General features: G+C 56.1%; 5 protein-coding genes. All 5 read right to left on the bottom strand.

What is annotated here, in order from left to right; genetic code table 11:
• A partial coding sequence (gene livJ, locus ACW14G_RS22110; protein ID WP_455648809.1) for a branched chain amino acid ABC transporter substrate-binding protein LivJ occupies window positions 1–824 on the bottom strand: 824 nt, incomplete at its 3' end.
• Between the two features lie 253 nt (window positions 825–1,077).
• Complete coding sequence (locus ACW14G_RS22105; RefSeq protein ID WP_249022642.1) at window positions 1,078–2,343, bottom strand: 4-aminobutyrate--2-oxoglutarate transaminase; 1,266 nt, start codon at window positions 2,341–2,343, stop codon at window positions 1,078–1,080.
• Window positions 2,344–2,529: 186 nt separating this feature from the next.
• On the bottom strand, window positions 2,530–3,384 hold the full coding sequence (rpoH, locus tag ACW14G_RS22100; protein WP_064541362.1) for an RNA polymerase sigma factor RpoH: 855 nt from the start codon (window positions 3,382–3,384) through the stop codon (window positions 2,530–2,532).
• Between the two features lie 256 nt (window positions 3,385–3,640).
• Window positions 3,641–4,696 (bottom strand): permease-like cell division protein FtsX, encoded by a 1,056-nt coding sequence (ftsX, locus tag ACW14G_RS22095; RefSeq protein WP_064541359.1) that lies wholly within the window; start codon window positions 4,694–4,696, stop codon window positions 3,641–3,643.
• Window positions 4,689–5,257 (bottom strand): ATP-binding cassette domain-containing protein (locus tag ACW14G_RS22090; RefSeq protein ID WP_455648808.1); only part of this gene is annotated, 569 nt, incomplete at its 5' end. The genes ftsX and ACW14G_RS22090, both read right to left, overlap by 8 nt.

Below are 5,257 nucleotides of genomic sequence, written 5' to 3'. Positions count from 1 at the left end.
TAGTTCTTCGGCTTGGTCACCAGCAGGCCTTCAGCAGATTCACCCGCGATGTTAGACAGCGACACGTTCGCTACCCCTTCCGGCCCCATGAACTGGGTTTTCAGGCCCGCAGCACGCGCCTGACGCAGGATCTGCCCCATTTCCGGGTGATAGCCGCCGAAGTAAACGAAGTCGATATTCTCTTTCTTCAGACGCGCCACCAGGGTGGAGAAATCTTTCTCACCTGCGGTGATACCGTCAAAGAAGACCACGTTGGCGCCGCCTTTTTTCAGGCCGTCCTGCACTGCACGCGCCAGACCTTCGCCGTACTGCTGCTTGTCGTGCACGATAGCGATGCGCTGCGGCTTCACTTTATCGAGAATGTATTTCGCGGCGGTCGGGCCCTGGTCAGAGTCCAGACCGGTGGTGCGCAGAATCAGCTTATAGCCGCGCGCGGTCAGCTCCGGTGCCGTCGCCGCCGGGGTGATCATCAGAATGCCTTCGTCTTCATAGATGTCAGACGCAGGCTGAGTTGAAGAGGAGCACAGGTGACCGATAACGTACTTAATGCCGTCGTTGACCACTTTGTTCGCTACCGCCACCGCCTGTTTCGGGTCGCAGGCATCGTCATATTTTACGATTTCCAGCTTGTTGCCCTTGATGCCGCCTTTGGCGTTAATATCGGCCACCGCTTGCGCCGCACCGCTGAACTCCTGATCGCCATACTGCGCAACCGGACCAGACATCGCGCCAACGACAGCAACTTTAATATTTTCTGCTAATGCCATATTGCTGAATGCCAGTGCAATACATCCTGCCAGTAACGCTTTGCCCTTCATTTTCATCCTGAGGTTCCCCATTATTATGGTTATTGCAATTGTTGTGATGTTGTTGTTTAGCACATTATTCTTATATCAGACGCATGGTAAGTATAAGATATTAATATTAAGGGACGCTGCCTGTGCTTTTGCAGCATACTCTGCTAAAACATACCCCATTTTTATGGAATTGAAACGTTAATTTTGACGGATTTGTAACGCAAAAATGACAAAAAAAAGCCACTCATCGGAGTGGCTTAGGGGATCAGGGGGAGTCAATTCATTCACTGAGAGCCCGACGAATCACCTCCAGCGCCTGCTGGAACTGTTTCTCAGGAATCGTGAGGGGGTAAAGGAAGCGAATCACGTTGCCGTACACACCGCAGCTCAGCAGTAGCACCCCTTCGGCCAGCGCGCGTTCCTGTACCAATTTGGTGAATTCCGGCGACGGCTCGCGGGTTTGCGGGTCGACAAACTCCACCGCCACCATCGAGCCGACGCCGCGCACGTCGGCAATCGCCGGGCAGCTGTCGCGCAGGCTGTTGAGCACTTCAATCAGATGCTGGCCAAGATGATTGGCGCGGTTACACAGCGCTTCTTCTTCTATGACGTCCAGCACCGCATGCGCGGCGGCAATCGCCAGCGGGTTACCCGCGTAGGTACCGCCCAGACCGCCGGGGGCCGGGGCATCCATCACTTCAGCGCGGCCCACCACGCCGGAGAGCGGGAAGCCACCGGCCAGACTTTTCGCCATGGTCATCAGATCCGGCTTCACGCTGTGGTGCTCCATGGCAAATAGCTTGCCGGTACGGGCAAAGCCAGTCTGCACTTCATCCGCAATCAGCAGAATGCCGTGGGTGTCGCACAGCGTACGCAGCGCCTGCATAAACTCGGGCGGCGCAACGTTGAAACCGCCCTCGCCCTGTACCGGCTCGATAATAATCGCCGCCACCTGATCCGGGGCGATGTCGGCTTTAAAAATATGGGTCAGGCTTTTGAGCGCCATGTCGACAGTGACGCCATGCGCCGCATTCGGGTACGTGGCGTGGTAAACCGACCCCGGGAACGGGCCGAAGCCGATTTTGTAGGGTGCCACTTTGCCGGTTAGCGCCATGGTCATAAAAGTACGCCCATGGAAGCCACCGCCAAAGGTAATCAGCCCCGGACGTTTGGTGTAGGCGCGGGCAATCTTCACCGCGTTTTCAACCGCTTCGGCCCCGGTGCTGAAGAACGCCGTTTTGGCATTGCCGGCAATGGGCGCCACGGCATTGATACGTTCTGCTAATGATACATAGCTTTCATAGGGGACAATCTGGTAGGCGGTATGGGTAAAGGCCTGAAGCTGGTTTTCCACCGCCGCAATCACCTGCGGGTGGCGGTGACCGGTGTTGAGCACCGCGATCCCGGCGGCGAAATCAATATATTCATTGCCTTCAATATCCCACAGCGTGGCGTTCTCCGCGCGCTCCGCGTAGAAACCGCACATCACGCCGACGCCGCGCGGCGTCGCCTGTAAACGCCGATGATTCAGTGACTCGTTACTCACGGTAAACCCCCTGCCGTTAAAAGACGGAAAAATACATAGCGCTTATTTAGTCTTTGCCATCGACTTCATTCGCGCCAGCGATAAAAGGGAAATAAACAGAGGAAAGCGTGATGACGGTGGGATAAAAAAACAAAACCCCCGGGCAGGCATCCAGGGGTTATCAGGGTAACGCGTTAACTGTCGTTATCAGGCTTCAATCGCCGCACGCAGTTTTTTCATCGCGTTCTTTTCAAGCTGACGTACACGTTCGGCAGAAACGCCGTAACGGTCGGCCAGTTCTTGCAGCGTGGACTTGTTGTCTTCGTCCAGCCAGCGGGCGCGGATGATATCCTGGCTACGTTCGTCCAGGCCTTGCATCGCGTCGGTCAGCTTGTTGGCCGCCTGCTCTTCCCAGTTGTCGTCTTCGATGCCGTCGGCAAAGTTGGACGATTTATCCTGCAGATAGAGCACCGGAGCAACGGAGTGGCTTTCAGACTCGTCGTCCGAAGACATATCAAACGCCATGTCCTGCGCCGCCATACGCGACTCCATCTCACGCACGTCTTTGCTGGAGACGCCCAGCTCGCGGGCCACCATTTCGACTTCATCCTGATTGAACCAGCCCAGACGCTGCTTGGTTTTACGCAGGTTGAAGAACAGCTTACGCTGTGCTTTGGTGGTCGCCACTTTAACGATACGCCAGTTACGCAGTACGTATTCGTGGATTTCCGCTTTGATCCAGTGCACCGCAAAGGAGACCAGACGAACGCCCACTTCCGGGTTAAAACGGCGCACCGCTTTCATCAGGCCGATGTTACCTTCCTGAATCAGGTCCGCCTGCGGCAGGCCATAGCCCGAGTAGTTACGAGCAATATGAACAACAAAGCGCAGGTGAGACAGGATCAGCGTTTTAGCTGCTTCCAGATCGCCCTGGTAATGCAGCCGTTCAGCAAGCGCCTTTTCTTCATCAGCCGTCAACATCGGCCATGCGTTCGCAGCCCGGATATAAGATTCCAGGTTACCAACAGGGGCTAACGCTAAATTTTGCATTTCTTTGGTCATTCAAATCCTCTCAATTCACTTCATACTGGCGGAGGCTTGTCCCCGAAGGCAACAAACATGCCAGGCTCTATGAGCAACGAGAATATCATCCGCTCTTTTATCAGACAGTGAGTTTATCCACAAGTTCCGTGCAACGGTGTGAATAAATTACGCACAAAATGTGACACGCGATAGTTGCGAGGGCAGAAAGATGGGGTTGAAAACACATCCCCTGCGAACGGAAGTCGTCGCAGGGGAAGAGTATAACAGAACTTTTTTAGTCGGGGGTAAAGTGACGTAAATGTTGTACCGTGGCAAGCCAGGCTGCCACCCAACCAATCATCGAGCACAGCAGCAGCAGCAGCAGACACTCGTCAAACGACAGGCCGCTCAGTTCAAACTGGGTGCCGAAAACCCGCGCCACTTCGGTGACCGCCGATGACAAACGCATCACCAGAATCTCCGACAGAATCAGCGACAGAAACGCGCCGGCAAAGCCCAGCAGCGCTCCGCCGTACAGGAACGGCCGCAGGATAAAACCGTCGGTCGCGCCAATCAGCTTCTGCACGTTGATGGTATCGCGACGGGCAAAAATGCTCAGGCGCACGCTGTTACCGATGACGAGGAATACCGCCGCCACCATCAGCACGCCAATCATCGCCGCCACGCGTCCCACCAGCCCGGTAATCGAGGCCAGACGGGCAAACCAGCTGTCGTCCATCCGCACTTCGTTAACGCCCTGAATCTGGGATACCCGGTCACGCAGCGTGTTCAGCGCGTCGGTGGTCTGGAAGTCAATTTTCGGAATCACCACCGCCACGGCGGGCAACGGGTTCTCTTCCAGCATATCCAGCGCGCCGCCAAAGCCTGACCAGTTGCGGAATTCACCCAGCGCCTCATCGCGGGAAAGGTAGTTCACCTTATCCACGCCCTGCTCGGCCTGAAGTTGGCCCACCACCTTCGCGGCCGCATCGTCATCCAGCGTTTTTTCCAGATAGACGGTGATCTGCGGCGACGGGTAGTACTGTGACGCCGCCGTATTGACGTTCTTGTACACCATGTAGCAGACGCTCGGCAGCGTCAGGGAGATAGCAATCACCATCACCGTCAGGAAGGTGGCGAACGGTTTGCTTTTCAGGTCCTGTAACGCTCCCTGCCACGCATAGCGCACCTGTTCGTTGAACACGTTGGTTTTGCGTGAATTCGGCTTTGTCGCAGGCTTCGGCCGTTTCGGCGCGTTGCGGTTATCGCCGCCTTTACCGACGGATTGGCGAATCCTGTCCAGTCGCCCGCCAAACTGGCGAATCTGGTTGATGGCATCGCGCTTATTCATTCATCAGGCCTCCATGCAGATGGCCGTCGCTCAGCGTCAGCATGCGATAGGAACGACTGGAGATCAGCCCAATATCGTGCGTCGCCATCAGGACGGTCACCCCAACGCGGTTAAACTCTTCGAACAGTCGCAGAATGCCTTCCGACAGCGCATTATCCAGGTTACCGGTTGGTTCATCCGCCAGCAGTACCGCAGGCTTGTTCACCACCGCACGGGCAATACCGACACGTTGTTGTTCACCGCCGGAGAGCTGAATCGGGAAGTTCTTCGCCTTATCCAGCAGCCCCACTTTATCCAGCGCCGCCGACACGCGGCGGCGGATATCGTCCGCGCTCGCGCCAGCAATAATCAGAGGGATCGCCACATTATCGAAAACGGTGCGGTCCATCAGCAGATGGTGATCCTGGAAAATCATGCCGATCTGGCGACGCAGGAACGGCACCTCACGGTTCTTCAGGCGGCTGATATCATGGCCGCCGAAGAAGATTTTCCCGGCGCTTGGCCGTTCAATCCCACAGATAAGCTTCAGCAGGGTACTTTTACCCGCGCCGGAGTGGCCGG

The sequence above is a fragment of the Kluyvera sp. genome (assembly GCF_965301105.1).
This window is presented reverse-complemented; position numbering and strand designations above follow the sequence as displayed.